This window comes from Streptomyces sp. NPDC046985 (assembly GCF_040644415.1).
Classification (GTDB): Bacteria; Actinomycetota; Actinomycetes; order Streptomycetales; family Streptomycetaceae; genus Streptomyces.
The window spans coordinates 36,258-53,471 of sequence record NZ_JBEYWK010000019.1 but is presented as its reverse complement, the minus strand read 5'-3'; the positions used below and the strand labels follow the sequence as shown (position 1 = coordinate 53,471).

General features: G+C 72.2%; 12 protein-coding genes. 10 read left to right on the top strand and 2 right to left on the bottom strand.

Annotated elements, in window-relative coordinates; genetic code table 11:
* Nucleotides 1-19 precede the first annotated feature (19 nt).
* The 6 genes from ABZ861_RS23750 (at nt 20) to ABZ861_RS23725 (ending at nt 8,716) form a co-directional block, all read left to right on the top strand.
* Nucleotides 20-1,582, top strand: coding sequence for a DUF4192 domain-containing protein (locus ABZ861_RS23750; protein WP_361633336.1), 1,563 nt, complete (start codon nt 20-22; stop codon nt 1,580-1,582).
* 290 nt (nt 1,583-1,872) lie between these two features.
* The gene (locus ABZ861_RS23745; RefSeq protein ID WP_361633333.1) at nt 1,873-2,631 is read left to right on the top strand and encodes an NUDIX domain-containing protein; all 759 of its coding nucleotides are present in this window, start codon (nt 1,873-1,875) and stop codon (nt 2,629-2,631) included.
* A 153-nt stretch (nt 2,632-2,784) separates the two neighbouring features.
* Nucleotides 2,785-5,274 carry an ABC transporter ATP-binding protein gene (locus ABZ861_RS23740; RefSeq protein ID WP_361633331.1) on the top strand — a complete coding sequence of 830 codons (2,490 nt, stop codon included), beginning with the start codon at nt 2,785-2,787 and terminating at the stop codon, nt 5,272-5,274.
* A gap of 162 nt (nt 5,275-5,436) precedes the next feature.
* On the top strand, nt 5,437-6,324 hold the full coding sequence (locus ABZ861_RS23735; RefSeq protein WP_361633328.1) for an FCD domain-containing protein: 888 nt from the start codon (nt 5,437-5,439) through the stop codon (nt 6,322-6,324).
* Nucleotides 6,325-6,850: 526 nt separating this feature from the next.
* The gene (locus ABZ861_RS23730; RefSeq protein ID WP_361633325.1) at nt 6,851-8,401 is read left to right on the top strand and encodes an RNA polymerase sigma factor; all 1,551 of its coding nucleotides are present in this window, start codon (nt 6,851-6,853) and stop codon (nt 8,399-8,401) included.
* A gap of 180 nt (nt 8,402-8,581) precedes the next feature.
* Entirely contained in the window at nt 8,582-8,716 is a 135-nt protein-coding gene (locus ABZ861_RS23725) for a hypothetical protein (protein WP_361633322.1), read from the top strand.
* Between the two features lie 124 nt (nt 8,717-8,840).
* Here ABZ861_RS23725 and ABZ861_RS23720 read toward each other — a convergent pair whose 3' ends face one another.
* On the bottom strand, nt 8,841-9,071 hold the full coding sequence (locus ABZ861_RS23720) for a hypothetical protein (protein ID WP_361633319.1): 231 nt from the start codon (nt 9,069-9,071) through the stop codon (nt 8,841-8,843).
* 441 nt (nt 9,072-9,512) lie between these two features.
* Between ABZ861_RS23720 and ABZ861_RS23715 the strand changes: the two genes are divergently transcribed.
* The 3 genes from ABZ861_RS23715 (at nt 9,513) to ABZ861_RS23705 (ending at nt 14,065) form a co-directional block, all read left to right on the top strand.
* Nucleotides 9,513-11,636 carry a DNA topoisomerase IV subunit B gene (locus ABZ861_RS23715; RefSeq protein ID WP_361633316.1) on the top strand — a complete coding sequence of 708 codons (2,124 nt, stop codon included), beginning with the start codon at nt 9,513-9,515 and terminating at the stop codon, nt 11,634-11,636.
* Nucleotides 11,637-11,918: 282 nt separating this feature from the next.
* Nucleotides 11,919-12,476 (top strand): DUF485 domain-containing protein, encoded by a 558-nt coding sequence (locus ABZ861_RS23710; protein ID WP_361633313.1) that lies wholly within the window; start codon nt 11,919-11,921, stop codon nt 12,474-12,476.
* A complete protein-coding gene (locus ABZ861_RS23705; protein WP_361633311.1) occupies nt 12,473-14,065 on the top strand; it encodes a cation acetate symporter in 1,593 nt (530 codons plus the stop codon). The genes ABZ861_RS23710 and ABZ861_RS23705 overlap by 4 nt, the downstream gene beginning before the upstream one ends.
* 188 nt (nt 14,066-14,253) lie before the next feature.
* Here the strand turns inward: ABZ861_RS23705 and ABZ861_RS23700 are convergent, their stop codons facing one another.
* Nucleotides 14,254-15,522 carry a citrate synthase gene (locus ABZ861_RS23700; protein WP_361633309.1) on the bottom strand — a complete coding sequence of 423 codons (1,269 nt, stop codon included), beginning with the start codon at nt 15,520-15,522 and terminating at the stop codon, nt 14,254-14,256.
* A 107-nt stretch (nt 15,523-15,629) separates the two neighbouring features.
* On the opposite strand from ABZ861_RS23700, the gene ABZ861_RS23695 reads away from it, so the two are divergent.
* Nucleotides 15,630-16,793: a citrate synthase/methylcitrate synthase gene (locus tag ABZ861_RS23695; protein ID WP_361633306.1), complete on the top strand. Its 1,164-nt coding sequence runs from the start codon at nt 15,630-15,632 to the stop codon at nt 16,791-16,793.
* The last annotated feature ends 421 nt before the right edge of the window (nt 16,794-17,214 follow it).

Genomic DNA, 17,214 nt, shown 5'->3' with positions numbered 1-17,214 from the left:
TTCGCGAGATCGTCGGGCCATGACGAACCACAGCGAAACGACCGGACCCTTCCAAAAAGGTGAGATCGCCTACGAAGGCCTCGGACCGGAACACCAGGTCACCCTGCGCACTCCCGCCGAACTCGCCGACGCCCTGCCCTATCTGCTCGGGTACCGGCCGGAGGACAGCATCGTCTTGGTCGCCCTGCACGACCGCGGCGGACGCGGCCGGTTCGGCGGCCGGGCCAGGCTCGGCATTCCCGTGAGCCGGGACGACTGGCCCTCGGCGGCCCGGCAGTTGGCCCATGGCCTGATCGCCGGCAGCGAGCGCAGAGGCGTCAAGCCCGAGCAGATCGTCGCCTTCCTCTGCCAGGAGCCGGCCCCGGGCGAGACGGGGGAGGAGATCATGCGGCGGCTGCGGCCGCTGGCCCAGAAGCTGCGCACCGAGTGCGGCCGTCTGGACGTTCCGGTGATCGAGGCGTTGTGCATCTCCGGAGGCCGCTTCTGGTCCTACTGCTGCCCGAACGAGGGGTGCTGCCCCGACGCAGGGCTGCCCATGGGCCTGCCCGGCACCTCCGTGCTGGCCGCCGCGGCGGCTTACGCGGGAGTCCAGGTCAGGGGCAGTCTCAAGGAACTGCGCAGCCGGCTGCTGCCGTGCGAGACCTCCGCCGCGCGGTCGCAGGAGACGGCACTGGACGCGGCGGGCCGGGCCCTGATGCCCCGGATTCTGGACGAGGCCAGCCGTGCCGCGGTGGCCGAAGAGACCCTGGCGCTCGCTGAGAACCTCATCCGCCGTTTCGCCGACGCACCCGCTGGCGCCGCCGCTGCCGCCGACCTCCGCGACGACCGGCTTCTAAGGGATGAGGAAGCGGCTTCGCTGATCCTCGGCTTGCAGGACCGCACGACCCGCGACCGCGCCGCCGAGTGGATGGAGGGCGACGAGGCCGTCCCGGCGCTGCGGCTGTGGCGAGCCCTGGCCCGCCGCTGCGTCGGCTCCTACGGCGAGTACGCGGCCGCGCCGCTGACGCTCGTGGGCTGGGTCGCATGGTCGGCGGGCGACGGCCTGGAGGCGCGCGAAGCCCTCGCCATGGCGCTGGGCGCGGACCCCGACTACCTCTTCGCCCACCTGCTGCACCAGGCGTGCAACGAGGGACTGGACCCGGAATCGGTCCGCCGCTGCCTGCGCGCGGAGCGCGAACAGCGCACACGGTCGGCGGAGGACGGCGCGGAGGACAGCTCTGCCTCCGCCTCGGCGGACGCCTCCCCTCGCCGCCGCCGCTCCCGGGTGAGCGAACCGGATGCAAACCTGCCGGGCACGGAGCGGACGCGTCCGGCGACCTCCCGAACCGACGGCGTGCGCCCCGCCCCGCCTCGGGCGTCGGCTGGCCGAACCCACCCGCGCAACGTGACGAAGGGCCTGGGCCCCGGAAGGGGGCGTGACGCGACGGGAAGCCGGGGCACGGGGAAGGGCCGCGATGCGACGGGCGGCGGTGTACCCCGCAAAGGCGGCGACCGGGGGACGGCGACGGACCCGCGCTGCGACGTCCTCGGAAAGCCCACATCCCCGAGGACGACGCATGAGCACGAATGCGGCGACGCATGAGCACGAGAGCGAGGAATGACCGCCAGGGCGCCACGAGAACACGCCGACCGCCCTCCGGTGTCCGGTGTCCGGCGCCGTGCCTGTCACCGACGCGGCGGTCGTGAGCATCTCGCCGCCGATGCCTGATCGTCTGACTTCGGTTACCGCACGCAACCGCTGTCCCCGGTCGCGCGGAACTGTTCGATGCGTGCTCATACGCTCAAAAGCGCTCGCGACTCCGCGGTGCCCGGACGTCGCTGCGGCCCTGTGAAAGGAGTGTTTATCGTCAGGCAGACGACTATGATCGCCGCATGCCCTACGACCCGTCAGCCTTTCCGCCGTTCGCCGTCACCGTTGACCTGGTCGTGCTGACCGTGCGCCGCGATGCCCTGTGCGCGCTGGCGGTGCGCAGGGGGGAGCCCCCGTTCCAGGGGTGCTGGGCGCTCCCCGGCGGTTTCGTGCGCGCGGACGAGGACCTGGCGCACGCGGCGGCGCGCGAGCTGGCCGAGGAGGCGGGACTGCGCGCGCACGACCCGTCCGAGCCGGGGCAGGATCACGGTGCGCATCTCGAACAGCTCGCGACCTACGGCGATCCGAAGCGCGACCCCCGTATGCGGGTCGTCAGCGTCGCGCATCTCGCTCTCGCCCCCGATCTGCCCGCGCCCCGCGCGGGCGGCGACGCCAGCAACGCCCGCTGGGCGTCCGTGGAGGAACTGCTGCAACAGGGCGGATTCGACCACGACGTCGAGCCGGTGGCGCCCCTCGCCTTCGACCACGCCCAGATCCTCGCGGACGGAGTCGAGCGCGCCCGCTCGAAGATCGAGTACTCGTCGCTGGCGACCGCGTTCTGCCCGCCCGAGTTCACCGTCGGTGAACTGCGCCGGGTCTACGAGGCGGTATGGGGCGTGGCGCTCGACCCGCGCAACTTCCACCGCAAGGTCACCGGAACCCCGGGCTTCCTGGTGCCCACCGGAGGCACCACCACCCGACAGGGCGGCCGGCCCGCCCAACTCTTCCGGGCCGGCGGCGCCACGCTGCTCAACCCGCCGATGCTGCGCCCGGAAGTCTGACGTTCGGCCGCCCCGCGCGCCGCACGTCATGGCGCTAGGGGACCGGCCCCGCTCGCGAAGGGCGAACAGGGGAGCGGGCGATGACGTCGACGAGTGCCGAACGCGCGCCGCGATCACCGAAAAAAAGGTACATAACGCGCTATCTTGCTGCGGGTGATCCAGGCCTTCGGACTGACCAGCGACTCCCGCAAGGATCTTCCGCCCGCCGTCGACGACGTCTCCTTCGAAGCGCACGCGGGGCGAGTCACCGCGCTTCTCGGGGCCGTGGGCGCGGGCAAGACGACGACGCTCAGACTCATGCTCGAACTGCAACGGGGCCGTGGCATCGCCTACTTCAACGGTCGTCCCCTGCACCGCATCCCGCACCCCGCGCGTGAGGTCGGCGTCCTGCTGGGAGACGTCCCCGGGCACCCCTCCCGCTCGGTCCGCGGGCATCTGCGCATGCTGTGCGCGGCAGCGGGACTGCCGGTGCGGCGCGCCGACGCGATCCTCGAGACCGTCGGGCTCGTCAGCCTCCGAGAGGAGCGCCTGGGCGCCCTGTCGCGTGGCATGGACCGGCGTCTGGGGCTGGCCTGCGCCCTGCTGTCCGGCCCGCACACCCTCGTCCTCGACGACCCGGCCCGGGGACTCTCCCCACGAGAGGGCCGTTGGCTGCACGGCATGCTGCGCGCCCACGCGGCTCAGGGCGGCGCGGTGCTGTTCACCACCGCCGACGCCAAGGAAGCGGCCCGCACGGCCGACCGGGTCGTCACGCTGGAGAGCGGCAGCCTCGTCGCCGACCAGGAAGCCGCGGACTTCCGCCGCCACCGGCTGCGCCCCCGGGTGGCCGTCCGCACCCCGCACGCCGCCCGCCTGGCCGCCCTGCTGAAGAAGGAGGCCCGCACCGCTCAGCACTCCGTAGAGGTCGTACGCGAGAACGGCAACCGGCTTTCCGTCTACGGCAGTACCTGCGCCGTCGTCGGCGAGATCGCCTTCCGCCACGGCGTCCTCGTACACCAACTCGCCGATGAGGTGGGGGACATGGGCGCGGGCGCCGGTACGGGCGCCGGTACGGGCGCCGTAGTGGGCGCCGAGCGGTCCGGCGTGGACACTGGGCGGTCAGGCCCGGCGCCCGCGGGCGAAGGCGCGTCGGCCGGGGCGGCTGCGCGGGACGCGGCGAACAGAACCGGGCCCGCCGCCTCCGCCCCTGCCCCCGCATCCGCATCCGCATCCGCATCCGCACAGCGTGAGACCACCAGCGGCAGGCGGCTCGTCACCGCGCACACGCCTTTCGACGCGCAGCTTCTCGTCGGCGCCGCGCACTCCGACGCCGTCCGGCCCGCCGCGCCCTCCGACGCCGTCCCGCCCGTCGCGCCCTCCACCGGCGAGGCACCGGCACCCAGCGAGACGGCGGTGGTCGGCACGCGTACCGAGGACGCTGCGGCAGAGGCACGGCGCGACGACGCCGATGTCACCACCGGATCGAGCGCCGCGCCCGCCGTCGCCGCCTCGGTCACCGTCCCCTCGGAGATCGCACCCGATGCCGCCCGCACGGACGTCGCCCGGTCCGCGACCACCGCCTTCGACGACCGGAACGCCGCCCCGCGCGCCCGAACGACCTTCGTACCCTTGCGTCCCCTGGACGAAGCCGCCCGGAAAAGGATCGCGGACGCGTCCGTCGGCGCGCCCCATCGCCATTCCCATGCCCATTCCACCAGTCGACGCCCCACGGCCTCGGACGCGTCCGCCCCCGCCCCCGCCCCGCAGGTCCCGGGCCGCGCGGCGTCCCCCGCGGCCCCGCCGAGCGCGCAGCCGTCGATCCCCACGCCGCGCCCGGCGGAGACCGTCGCGCTCGGCGCCTCCTCGCCGCTTCCGCCTCCGATCACCGTCCGCCCCGGGGTCGGCCCCCTGCGCCCCTTGCGGTATGAGCTGCGCCGGGCCTGCGGCATCGGGACGGGCTTCCTCACCGTCGTCGCCGTCCTCGTGCTCTCCGCCCTCACCGCCCTGATCATGGGGCGGATCGGCCACACCCCGCAGCCGAGCGTCCTGTCGGCGTGGCCGCGGCAGTTCCCCCTGCCGCCGGCCGCGCTCGGCGCCGGGCTGCTCGGCGCGCTCGCCTTCGGCGACGAGTTCCGCCATCCCGCGCTGGCGGCGGACCGCGGCACCGTCCCCCGCCGGCTCGGGCTCCTCGCCGCCAAGCTCTTCGTCGCGGCGGCCACCGCACTGCTGCTCGCCTTCCTCGCCGTGGGCTGCGACGCCGAAGTGCTCTACGTCGTCTACGGACGGGAACTCACCCAGGTTCCCGGCGACTGGCTTTCGCTCGGCGCGGGTTGGGCCGGGCTGGTGGTGGGCTGCGCCTGGGCCGGCGTGCTGGCCGCGGGACTTTTCCGGTCCACCACCGCCGGACTCGCCGCGGTGCTCGCCGTCCCGGTGCTCGTCGTGCCCGCCGTGCAGAAGGTCCTGGGCGGGGCGGTCGGAGACACGGCCGGACTGGCCGACCGACTGCGCCGCTCGTTCCTGCTCCAGTGGCCCTTCGGCGGCGACCGCTACCTGGCCGCCGCGAGCCGCCTGATCGCCCAACCCGTGGGCGGCGCCATGGCGTTGTCCCTGTCCGCCCTGGCGTGCGCCTACCTGATGACCGCCCTGCGCGGCAGAACGCGATGACCTGGGTTCGGGCTCTTTCGGTCGGGTGTTGGGCACAACTCCCCACGGAAAGTGCATTTCTTTCCGATAAGGCGTCAATTGCGACGGGGTGAGCGATCACCCTTTCGTGTGCTTTTCACCAAAAACCTCAAGGGAGTTGGAGGCGGTGCCGACAAAACATCCATGAGTACCCTTGCGCACACCATGATGACCGCCGCCCGCTCCTCAGACGCCAGTCTGGCCGGCTCGGGCGAACTCGACCGCTACCCCTACGCGGAGGCCCACGCCCCCGACCGCATGACAAGCCCCTCCTGGGAGGGGGCGGATCACGAACTGGGACGTATGGGCCGACGCGCCGCGGGCAGCCGCGGCCGCGGCCTGCACGGCCAACTCGTCCAGCAGCTCGGCCAGATGATCGTCTCCGGTGACCTGGGCGCCGACCGCCCGCTGGTGCCCGAGGAGATCGGCCAGCGTTTCGAGGTGTCCCGCACCGTCGTACGCGAGTCGCTCCGCGTGCTGGAGGCCAAGGGCCTGGTCAGCGCCCGGCCCAACGTCGGCACGCGCGTGCGCCCGGTCAGCGACTGGAACCTGCTCGACCCGGACATCATCGAGTGGCGCGCCTTCGGCCCGCAGCGCGACGACCAGCGCCGGGAGCTGAGCGAGCTGCGCTGGACGATCGAACCGCTCGCCGCGCGGCTCGCCGCCGGACACGGGCGCGAGGACATGCAGCAGCGCCTCTCCGACATGGTCGAGATCATGGGGCACGCTCTCGGGCAGGGGGACGCGCTCACCTTCTCGCGCGCCGACAGCGAGTTCCACTCCCTGCTCATCCAGGTCGCCGGCAACCGCATGCTGGGGCACCTCTCCGGGATCGTCTCGGCCGCCCTCCAGGTCTCCGGCGGCCCGGTCACCGGCTGCGACCGCCCGAACGAGAACTGCGTCGCCCAGCACGCCCGGATCGTCGACGCGCTCGCCACGGGCGACGCCGCGGCGGCGGAAGCGGCCATGCGTCAGTTGCTCACCGTGCACCCCGAGATCGAGCGGGTCGTCCCCGCTCCGCGCGAGCACTGAACGGCGAGCACCGCCCCGGTTGCGGACGGCACGGCCCGGCCTGCCGTCCCCTCCCGCGCCGTCGCCCCGGCGGATGAGCCGCCTCCTGCCGGACCCCGTCGAACCCTCACGCCGCGCCGCCGGACCGTCGCCCCACCCGGCTGGACCCCCACCCCAGCCGACTGGACTCGCCGCGCCCCGGCCGGGGTCACCCGCGGCGGTCGGGCGACCCTCCGAGACGCCCGGCGTGCTGGCGGGAAGCGTCCGAAGGGGTGGCGACGAGCGATTTTTTATGCCCACTTCTGACCGATTTTGCTCGCTTACGGGGTGTGACTCGGGCCACGCGGATTGGGCGTAACGCTCCGGGGGGCAGCGCGATGACCTAAGAGGTGACAGTCGCGGAGGGAACGCGGACGCCGATCACGGCGCCGCGGCACTTCCCGACCCCGCCCGCGCCGTCGGCCCCATCCCCAGGCCGGTGGTCGGCTCCCGCCCGCTGCAAACGGACGGAGCCGGAAGCCGTTTTCAACGTCCCGAGAGGTTGTTCGTGTCGGCCAGCACATCCCGTACGCTCCCGCCGGAGATCGCCGAGTCCGTCTCTGTCATGGCGCTCATCGAGCGGGGAAAGGCTGAGGGGCAGATCGCCGGCGACGACGTGCGTCGGGCCTTCGAAGCTGACCAGATTCCGGCCACTCAGTGGAAGAACGTACTGCGCAGCCTCAACCAGATCCTCGAGGAAGAGGGTGTGACGCTGATGGTCAGTGCCGCGGAGCCCAACAAGCGCACACGGAAGAGCGTCGCAGCGAAGAGCCCGGTCAAGCGCACCGCCGCCGCCAAGGCGGTCCCGGCGAAGACGGTGACCACCAGGAAGGCCACCGCCCCGGCCGTCTCCGCGGCCCCCGCCGCGGACATGCCCGCCGAGGACGACGCGCCCGAGAAGACGGCAGCCGCCAAGAAGACGACGGCCGCCAAGAAGACGGTGGCGAAGAAGGCCGCCGCCCCCGCCAAGAAGACGGCGGCCAAGAAGACCGCCGCAGGCAAGAAGGACGACGCCGAGATCCTCGAGGAGGAGGCGCTCGTCGAGGAGCCCAAGGGCGCGGAGGAGCCCGAGGGCACCGAGAACGCGGGCTTCGTGCTCTCCGACGACGACGAGGACGACGCCCCCGCGCAGCAGGTCGCCGCCGCCGGCGCCACCGCCGACCCGGTCAAGGACTACCTGAAGCAGATCGGCAAGGTCCCCCTGCTCAACGCCGAGCAGGAGGTCGAACTCGCCAAGCGCATCGAGGCCGGCCTCTTCGCCGAGGACAAGCTCGCCAACTCCGACAAGCTCGCCCCCAAGCTCAAGCGCGAGCTGGAGATCATCGCCGAGGACGGCCGCCGGGCCAAGAACCACCTGCTGGAGGCCAACCTCCGTCTGGTGGTCTCCCTGGCCAAGCGCTACACCGGTCGCGGCATGCTCTTCCTGGACCTCATCCAGGAAGGCAACCTCGGTCTGATCCGCGCGGTCGAGAAGTTCGACTACACCAAGGGCTACAAGTTCTCCACGTACGCCACCTGGTGGATCCGTCAGGCGATCACCCGCGCGATGGCCGACCAGGCCCGCACCATCCGCATCCCGGTGCACATGGTCGAGGTCATCAACAAGCTCGCCCGCGTGCAGCGCCAGATGCTCCAGGACCTGGGCCGCGAGCCCACCCCGGAGGAGCTGGCCAAGGAACTCGACATGACCCCGGAGAAGGTCATCGAGGTCCAGAAGTACGGCCGCGAGCCCATCTCGCTGCACACCCCGCTGGGCGAGGACGGCGACAGCGAGTTCGGCGACCTCATCGAGGACTCCGAGGCCGTCGTGCCGGCCGACGCCGTCAGCTTCACGCTTCTGCAGGAGCAGCTCCACTCCGTGCTGGACACCCTGTCCGAGCGCGAGGCCGGCGTCGTCTCCATGCGTTTCGGCCTCACCGACGGCCAGCCGAAGACCCTGGACGAGATCGGCAAGGTCTACGGCGTCACCCGTGAGCGGATCCGCCAGATCGAGTCCAAGACCATGTCGAAGCTGCGCCACCCGTCGCGTTCGCAGGTGCTCCGGGACTACCTCGACTAGGTCCCGGCGGCAGACCGCTGAAGGCCCGGCCCCCCTCATGGGCGCCGGGCCTTCGTGCTGCGGGGGAGACCGCGCTGCCCGACTCCGGGTGTCCGACGATCACCACGGAACGAGAAGCGCGTAGGCGACGCCGTCTCGCGCGGACCCTGGCCCGCCCTCTCGTCCTGACGGCGACGATGGATGCCCGTCCTGCCCGACGCCGAGTGCGAGCGGGCGGGCCGTCCCGGCGTCTACTCGCGCGTCTGGGCGATCCCGCGCGCCCTGGCCAGCGGGGCCGGGCCCCGGGGCCCCAAGGGCCTCCCGGAGCGCCGCTGAGAGGGCCTGAACGGTCCTGTCGGCCCTAGCGCCTGGTGCGGCACGAAGACGGGCGGCCACTCCCGTATGAGGAGTGGCCGCCCGTCTGCCGGCCTGTGCCGGTGCTGGCTCGTCGTGCGAGGTGTCAGCGCTCGTCGTCGGACGCGTTTCCCGGAACGGACGTAAGGCGTTCCGTCTCGTCCTGTATCTCAGCGGCGATCTTCTTGAGTTCCGGCTCGAACTTGCGACCGTGGTGGGCGCAGAAGAGCAGTTCTCCGCCGCTCAGCAAGACGACGCGCAGGTAAGCCTGGGCGCCGCAGCGGTCGCAGCGATCAGCGGCCGTCAGCGGGCTCGCGGGGGTCAGAACAGTAGTCACGTCGCCTCTTCTCTAGCTCGACGAGCTGTCGTACCAGGGTCAACATCCAACCAGCCCCAAACGTTCCCGCCCGTGGCTTCTCCTCGAAAACAATCTTCCGAGGCGGCTGGCTGCTGCCGGTTTGGCGGCGAATGTGCCGTAATGCGTTTCTGTGTCTCTTACGGGTTCGCGCTGTCGGTCATGGTCCAGTCCTCCCGGCTGGGTTGCCGGTTGTTCATGAGGACGTGCCCGGAGCCTAAATGGTTCATGCCTCGAAAGGAACGTGATATGTGCTTCACTCCATCGAGGGATCGAACGTACATGCGACTCTCGACTAGTCTGAGTCGGCGCCGAGGGTTGCGTTGCAAGGGCTCTACCTGGCCTCGGTACCCTCTGAGCGGCAACCGAAGCCATGCCCTGCCCGTCGGGGCCACATCTGAAATTCAGCGAGGAGCGAACCGCGTGACCGCCGATACGTCCGTGCCGTCCACAGCGCTGCTGGCAGGAGCAGACCGGGACGGTTCCAACTACACCGCGCGGCACCTTCTCGTCCTCGAGGGCCTCGAAGCCGTGCGCAAGCGTCCGGGCATGTACATCGGGTCGACCGACAGCCGCGGCCTGATGCACTGCCTGTGGGAGATCATCGACAACTCCGTGGACGAGGCCCTGGCCGGCGTCTGCGACCGCATCGAGGTCGTCCTGCACGACGACGGCTCGGTGGAGGTGCGGGACGACGGCCGCGGCATCCCGGTCGACGTCGAGCCCAGGACCGGCATGTCCGGCGTCGAGGTCGTCATGACCAAGCTGCACGCGGGCGGCAAGTTCGGCGGCGGCTCGTACGCGGCCTCCGGCGGTCTGCACGGCGTCGGCGCCTCCGTGGTCAACGCCCTGTCCGCCCGGCTCGACGTCGAGGTGGACCGCGGCGGCCACACCCACGCGATCAGCTTCCGGCGCGGCGTCCCCGGCGCCTTCGCGGGGAACGGCCCCGAGGCCTCGTTCGAGTCCAAGGGCGGCCTGCGCAAGGCCAAGAAGATCGCGAAGTCCCGCACCGGCACGCGCGTGCGCTACTGGGCCGACCGCCAGATCTTCCTCAAAGACGCCAAGCTCTCCCTGGACAACCTGCACCAGCGCGCCCGGCAGACGGCGTTCCTGGTGCCCGGCCTGACCATCGTCGTGCGCGACGAGTTCGGCCTCGGCGAGGGCGGCAGCAAGGGCGAGGAGTCCTTCCGCTTCGACGGCGGCATCAGCGAGTTCTGCGAGTACCTGGCGCACGACAAGCCGGTCTGCGACGTGCTGCGCCTCACCGGTCAGGGCGTCTTCAAGGAGACGGTCCCGGTCCTCGACGAGCACGGCCAGATGACGCCCACCGAGGTCACCCGCGAACTCGGCGTCGACGTCGCCCTGCGCTGGGGCACCGGCTACGACACCACGCTCCGGTCCTTCGTCAACATCATCGCCACCCCCAAGGGCGGCACGCACGTGGCCGGCTTCGAGCAGGCGGTCGCCAAGACGATGAACGAGGTGCTGCGCACCAAGAAGATGCTGCGCGTCGCCGAGGACGACATCGTCAAGGACGACGCTCTGGAGGGGATGACCGCGGTGGTCACCGTCCGCCTCGCCGAGCCCCAGTTCGAGGGCCAGACCAAGGAGGTCCTCGGCACCTCCGCGGCCCGCCGCATCGTGAACAACGTGATCAGCAAGGAACTCAAGGCGTTCCTGACCTCTCCCAAGCGGGACGCGGCGCAGCAGGCCCGCGTGGTCCTGGAGAAGGCCGTCGCCGCCGCCCGCACGCGCATCGCCGCCCGCCAGCACAAGGACGCCCAGCGCCGCAAGACGGCCCTGGAGTCCTCCTCGCTGCCGGCCAAGCTCGCCGACTGCCGCAGCGACGACGTCGACCGCAGCGAACTGTTCATCGTCGAGGGCGACTCCGCGCTCGGCACGGCGAAGCTGGCCCGGAACTCCGAGTTCCAGGCGCTGCTGCCGATCCGGGGCAAGATCCTCAACGTCCAGAAGTCGTCCATCTCGGACATGCTCAAGAACGCCGAGTGCGGCGCGATCATCCAGGTCATAGGAGCCGGCTCGGGCCGCACCTTCGACCTGGACGCGGCCCGCTACGGCAAGATCATCATGATGACCGACGCCGATGTGGACGGCTCCCACATCCGGACCCTGCTCCTGACGCTGTTCCACCGCTACATGCGCCCGATGGTCGCGTCCGGACGCGTCTTCGCCGCGGTGCCCCCGCTGCACCGCATCGAGCTGACCCAGCCCAAGAAGGGCCAGGACAAGTACGTCTACACGTACTCGGACCGCGAGCTGCGCGACAAGCTGCTGGAGTTGCAGAGCAAGAACGTCCGCTACAAGGACTCGATCCAGCGGTACAAGGGTCTCGGTGAGATGGACGCCGACCAGTTGGCCGAGACCACCATGGATCCGCGCCACCGCATGCTGCGCCGGATCAACCTCACGGATCTGGAAGCCGCGGAAGGGGTGTTCGACCTGCTGATGGGCAACGACGTGGCGCCGCGCAAGGAGTTCATCGCCAGCTCGGCGGCCACGCTGGACCGGTCGCGCATCGACGCGTAACCGCTGCCCGCTCCGTCGCCCGCCCGCAGACCGCCGCCTGGTCGCGGGCCCCTGCCCGGTCGCGGGCCGTCGCCCGCCCGCGGACTGCCGCCCGGTCGCGGGCCGTCGTCCCTGCCTCCGGCCCGGATGGGCACGCCGCGTCCGTGCTCGCCGCTGCCTGTGGGGGAGGAGAGCACCCCGCGGCAGGGTCTGGTGCGGGCTCCGGCCTGGTGAGTCACCTGATGGGGTGAAGAGCGGGGGGAAGAGAAGTCGGGGATCCACCCGGTCTGTCCATCCTTGGGCATGCAGTCAAGCGAAGGCCGCCCCGACGGGGGCGGAGGTGGCTTTGAGAACGCGTCCGGCCACCAAGAGAGCCAGGACGCGGCGACCGGGGACATGAAGTACCGCGACCCCTGGTGCGACGCGCTCGCATCCGGCTGGGGCGGGGGAGACGGCGCGGGCGTCCCGGCAGCGCCGGTTCCGGCGGCGCGCCGGGAGGACGAGAGCGGCCCAGGCGCCGGCGCGGCGGCCGGCGTGTATCTGGAGGTGCAGGCCAGCGCGGCGTTCCGCGAGGTCCGCAGCCGCTACCGGCGCTTCGTGGTGCCCGGGGCGGTCGCGTTCTTCGTCTGGTACGTGGCCTACGTCGTGACCGCGACGGCCGCGCCCGGCTTCATGGCGCGGCCGGTGGCGGGCGCGGTGAACGTGGGGCTGCTCGCCGCGCTCGGACAGTTCCTCACCACCTTCCTCCTCGCCTGGGCCTACGCGCGGCACGCGCGGCTGCACCGGGACCGGGCCGCACTCGAACTGCGCTGGGACACCCAGGAACTGACGCGCGACGCCGTGCGAGGCGGTGCCTCATGACCGGCGGCCACCAGACCCTCGCGCTCATCCTGTTCAGCGTGTTCGTGGCGGTCACGCTGGCGATCACCACCTGGGTGAGCCGCAACCGGCACGGTTCGGCGGAGGAGTTCTACGCGGGCGGCCGCCTCTTCTCGCCCATGGAGAACGGTTTCGCCATCGCGGGCGACTACGCGTCGGCCGCCTCCTTCCTCGGCGCCCCCGGACTGATCGCCCTGTTCGGCTACGACGGCGTGCTGTACACGGTGGGCTTCCTCGTGGGCTGGCTGGTCGTGCTGTTCCTGCTGGCCGAACTGGTCCGCAACTGCGGGCGCTTCACCCTCGCCGACGTGGTCGCGGCGCGGATGACCGAGCGGCCGGTGCGGATCGCGGCCGGGACGTCGTCGGTCACCGTGTCCGTGCTGTACCTGGTGGCGCAGATGGTCGGGGCGGGAAGCCTGGTGGCCCTGCTCCTCGGGCGCACCGGCGGGGCGGAGCAGGTGTGGACCGTCATCGGCGTGGGCGCCCTGATGGTGATCTACGTGTCGCTGGGCGGCATGCGGGCCACCACCTGGATCCAGATCGTCAAGGCCGTCGCGCTGCTGGGCGGCACCGTCGTCCTGACGGTGCTGGTCATGGTCCGCTTCCACGGCAACGTCGACCGACTGCTGCTCTCCGCGGCCGCGCACAGCGGTCACGCGGCCGACTTCCTCGCGCCGGGGCTGCGGTACGGCGGGGACTGGACCGCACGCCTGGACTTCATCAGCCTCGGGCTGGCGCTCGTGCTCGGCACGGCCGGGCTGCCGCACATCCTGTCCCGCTTCTACACCGTGCCGACCGCCCAGGCCGCCCGCCGTTCCGTGCTCTGGTCGATCGGGCTCATCGGCGGCTTCTACCTGATGTCGATCGTCCTCGGCTTCGGCGCCGCTGCGATCGTGGGACAGCAGGCGATCCGCGCGTCGAACGCGGCCGGGAACACAGCCGTCCCGCTGCTGGCGCTGGACCTCGGCGGCGGCGCGGGCTCCACCGCGGGCGCCGTTCTGTTCGCGGTGGTGGCGGCCGTCGCCTTCGCGACGATCCTCGCGGTGGTCGCCGGGATCACCCTCGCCTCGTCGGCGTCCGTGGCCCACGACCTGTACGCGTCGCTGCGGCGCCGGGGCGGCCGCCAGCGCAGCGAGGTGGCCGTGGCGCGGATCGCGGCCGTCGGCATCGGGCTGGTCGCCATCGCGCTCGGCCTGCTCGCACGCGACCTCAACGTCGCCTTCCTGGTCGGGCTCGCCTTCGCCGTCGCCGCCTCCTCGAACCTGCCGGTCCTGCTCTACTCGCTGTTCTGGCGGGAGTTCACCACACGAGGGGCGGTGTGGTCCGTCTACGGCGGCCTGATCCCGGCGCTCGCGCTCGTCGCGCTCTCCCCGGTGGTCTCCGGCAGCCCCGATGCGCTGTTCCCCGGCGTCGACTTCCAGTTCTTCCCGCTGGAGAACCCGGGCATCGTCTCCGTCCCGCTGGGCTTCCTCGCCGGGTGGCTCGGCACGGTCACCTCCTCCGAGCCGCCCGACGAGGCGAAGCACGCGGAGACGGAGGTGCGGTCGCTGACCGGAGCGGGCGCGGTGTAGGGCGCGGCGCCGCTGCGGAAACGGTCCCGCTCCAGCGACCACACCGCCATCCGCGCGGCGCGGCGCTCCGGCCGTCACGCCGCCGCAGTCGGCGTGCCGTCCCGGGCGGCGGATGAGCGCGACGAGAAGCTGCGTCTGGCCTTCCGGACGTTCTACCCCGGCTGCCCCGGCTGCCCCGGCTGCCCCGGCTATTCCGACTGTTCCGGCGTCGGCAGGGGCTGCGGTGGCTGCGGACCGACGTAACGGCCGCTCGGCCGCATGCGCAGCGGGCGTTCCCCGTACTCCTCCAAGGCGTGCGCGATCCAACCGGCCGTGCGGGCCACGGCGAAGACGGTCTCGCTCGCGCTGGAGGGCATGGCGCAGGAGGCGGTGAACACGCCGAGGGCCAGGTCGACGTTGGCGTGCAGCGGGCTGTGGCGGGCCGCCGTGGCCGCGATGTCGCGGGCCGCGGCGAGGGCCGGGGCGGCGCCGGGCATCTGGTCCAGGAGACCGAACAGGACGCGTGCGCGCGGGTCCTCGCCGGGGTAGAGGCGGTGTCCGAGGCCGGGGATGCGGCGGCCCTCCCGCAGTTCGTCGGCGATGACCGGGCCGGCGGCGCCCCGGTCCAGCACCTCCAGGATCAGCCGGTGCGCCAGCGCTCCGGCGCCGCCGTGCAGAGGGCCTTCGAGCACGCCGAGTCCCGCGGAGACGGCCGCGTAGGCGTGGGCGCGGGCGGAGGCTGCCACGCGCACGGCGAGCGTGGAGGCGGCCAGATCGTGGTCGGCGAGCAGCCCCAGGGCCGTGTCCAGGACGTGGAGCGACGCGTCGTCGGGCGCCCGGCCGGTCAGCCGCGTCCATAGGCGCTGGGCGAGCGGCCCTTGGTCCCGGCGGCTGCGCAGGACCGGCGGCAGCGCGGCGACGAGGGTGGGGATGAGGACGCGCGCCGTGCCGAGGACCGCCTCCTCCGACAGGTCGAACCGCAGGGGGTCGGCGGCGGCGGAGGCGATGGCGGCCACCCGCAGACGGTCGGTGGGCCCCGCGTGCTCGGGGAGGGCGTCCACCGCGCGGCGGGCCGCCTCGACGGAGGCTCGGGGCGCGGCGAAGGACGCTCCCGGGCGCAGCCGCCCCGTCCACAGCCACTCGGCGACCTCCTCGTAGCTGTGCCGGGCGGCCAGCTCTGTGGCGTCGACTCCGCGGAAGTAGTACCGGTCCTTGTCGATGAGGGTGATGCGGGTGCGCACCGACAGTTCTCCGCCCGCGTCCGGCCCGCCGCCGTCGCGGCGGTTGCGGCGGGCGAGCGTCTCGACCTCCTCGGCGTCGAAGGTGCTGCCCCGGCTTCCCGGCCCGCGCCGGCTGCTGAGCTGACCTCGGCTCACGTAGGCGTAGACGGTCTCGGGCTTCACTCCGAGCAGTTCGGCGGTCTCCCTGGTGCTCAGCCGCCGCTCCGCAGCGCCGGCGGGGGGTTCTTGATCGCGCATGGCGTCACCGTATCCGTCCGAGAGGGTGGATCACATATTGATGCAATCAATGTTGACAGAGTCTCAGTCAAGCATGGACAGTCCTAATCAATTCCAGGGAGGAAATCATGTCCAGCAGCAGGGCCTCAGCCACTCTCGTCGACGCGCCCCGCGGACTTGCCGGAGTCGTGGTCACCGACACCCGAATCGGTGACGTCCGCGGGCGCGAGGGGTTCTACCACTACCGCCAGTACTCCGCCGTCGAACTCGCCCGCTCCCGGACCTTCGAGGACGTCTGGTACCTGCTGCTGCACGGCGAGCTGCCCGACGCCCGCCAGGCCGCTGCCTTCGCCTCCGACACGGCGGCGCTGCGACGGCTGCCCGAGGAGGTCCGGGCGGCCCTGCCCGTCCTCGCGGCCGCCGGCGCGCGCTCCGGCCCGCTCGCCGGCCTGCGCACCGCGCTGTCCCTGCTCGGGGCCGCCCAGGGTTTCCGCCCGGTGTACGACATCGACGCCGACCAGAGGCGGCGCGACGCGCTCGCGGCCTGCGCGGCCGTGCCGACCCTGCTCACCGCGATGCACCGAATGGGCCAGGGACTCGAAGCCGTCGAGCCGCGCGAGGACCTGTCCTACGCGGCCAACTACCTGTACATGCTGACGGGCTGCGAGCCGGACCCGGAGCGGGCTCGTGCGGTCGAGCAATACCTGATCTCCACTATTGACCACGGATTCAATGCGTCAACCTTCACCGGGCGGGTCATCGCCTCGACCGGCGCGGACGTCGCGGCCTGTCTCGTCGGCGCGGTCGGCGCGCTCTCCGGACCCCTGCACGGAGGCGCGCCCAGCCGCGCGCTGGACACCCTCGACGCCATCGGCGCCCCCGACCGCGTCGACGCCTGGATCCGCGCACGGGTCCTCGCCGGCGAGCGCATCATGGGCTTCGGGCACGCGGTCTACCGCACCGAGGACCCCCGTTCCCGCATGCTGCGCGAGATCGCCCAGCGCTTCGGCGGCCCGCGCGTCGCCTTCGCCGTCGAGGTCGAGCGCCGCGTGGAAGCGATCCTGGCCGAGCTGAAGCCCGGCCGCGAGCTGCACACCAACGTCGAGTTCTACGCCGGTGTCGTGATGGAACTCTGCGGCCTGCCCCGGGAGATGTTCACCCCCACGTTCGCCGCGGGGCGCGTGGTGGGCTGGAGTGCGAACATCCTCGAACAGGCGGAGGACACGAAGATCATCCGCCCGGCCGCGCGGTACGTCGGACCGCAGGCGCCGATGGCGGTGCCGGCCGCCTGACGGCCGCCGCCTCGGCGGCCCGGCACGGCTCGCATCGCTCGATCCCTCGTATCCTGGGGCGGCGGGCCGCGTCCAGTCGCCCAGGTGCATCGCCTCCCGGCCGGTGCGCGCGTCGGTCGGAGAGAGGTCGCACGGTGAGCCAGCCGAGCCGAAGCCAGGGCGCCGGCGAAACCTCGGATCCGATCCCGAGTCCAGCGCCTGGGGCCGGTCCCGGCCGGGACTCCGGGTACGTTCTGACCCCCGGTCGCGGAACCGTTCCGGAATCCGAACCTCAGCCTCTTCCCAGTCAGGACCCCCATCCGGTCCTGGAACCGACCCTTGTCCCGGAACCGACCCCTGTCCCGGACCGCAGCCCGGCGTCCTCGGGCCCCGGAGCAATCCCGGGCCCGAACCCCGTCCCGGATGCGGACGAGGGGCCGGT

Excerpts from the sequence above, each read along its gene's own strand:
- ABZ861_RS23750 (WP_361633336.1), top strand. The coding sequence starts at position 20 with ATGACGAACCACAGCGAAACGACCGGACCCTTCCAAAAAGGTGAGATC.
- ABZ861_RS23745 (WP_361633333.1), top strand. The coding sequence starts at position 1,873 with ATGCCCTACGACCCGTCAGCCTTTCCGCCGTTCGCCGTCACCGTTGAC.
- ABZ861_RS23735 (WP_361633328.1), top strand. The coding sequence starts at position 5,437 with ATGAGTACCCTTGCGCACACCATGATGACCGCCGCCCGCTCCTCAGAC.
- ABZ861_RS23725 (WP_361633322.1), top strand. The coding sequence starts at position 8,582 with ATGCCCGTCCTGCCCGACGCCGAGTGCGAGCGGGCGGGCCGTCCCGGC.
- ABZ861_RS23710 (WP_361633313.1), top strand. The coding sequence starts at position 11,919 with ATGCAGTCAAGCGAAGGCCGCCCCGACGGGGGCGGAGGTGGCTTTGAG.
- ABZ861_RS23705 (WP_361633311.1), top strand. The coding sequence starts at position 12,473 with ATGACCGGCGGCCACCAGACCCTCGCGCTCATCCTGTTCAGCGTGTTC.
- ABZ861_RS23700 (WP_361633309.1), bottom strand. The coding sequence starts at position 15,522 with ATGCGCGATCAAGAACCCCCCGCCGGCGCTGCGGAGCGGCGGCTGAGC.
- ABZ861_RS23695 (WP_361633306.1), top strand. The coding sequence starts at position 15,630 with ATGTCCAGCAGCAGGGCCTCAGCCACTCTCGTCGACGCGCCCCGCGGA.